The 449-nt window shown below is 57.2% G+C and carries 1 protein-coding gene; it reads left to right on the forward strand.

What is annotated here, in order from left to right; genetic code table 11:
* Nucleotides 1-54: 54 nt before the first annotated feature.
* A partial coding sequence (locus K5E40_RS34455) for an Hcp family type VI secretion system effector (protein ID WP_221734437.1) occupies nucleotides 55-449 on the forward strand: 395 nt, incomplete at its 3' end.

The following is a 449-nucleotide window of genomic DNA, read 5'->3' on the forward strand; positions in this document are numbered from 1 at the left end:
CCGGGCGATTTCGCCTCCCGGGCACCTTAAATTTATCCGCAAGGAGAGCACCCCATGGCAACACCAGCGTACATGTCGGTTACCGGCGAAAAACAAGGCCTGATCACTGCCGGCGCCTTCACTGCCGACTCCGTTGGCAACACCTACCAGGAAGGTCACGAAGACCAGGTCATGGTTCAGGCGTTCAGCCACGACGTGATCATCCCGCGTGACCCGCAATCCGGTCAGCCAACCGGTCAGCGCGTTCACAAGCCAGTTGTGATCACCAAGGTCTACGACAAGGCTTCGCCTCTGCTGCAAGCTGCTCTGACCTCCGGCGAGCGCATGAGCGAAATCGTTATCCAGTGGTTCCGTACTTCGGCTCAAGGTACCCAAGAGCACTACTACACCACCAAACTGGAAGACGCGATCATCGTCGCCATCAACAACAAAATGCACAACTGCCAGGA

Source organism: Pseudomonas baetica (assembly GCF_019733355.1).
Taxonomy (GTDB): domain Bacteria; phylum Pseudomonadota; class Gammaproteobacteria; order Pseudomonadales; family Pseudomonadaceae; genus Aquipseudomonas; species Aquipseudomonas baetica_A.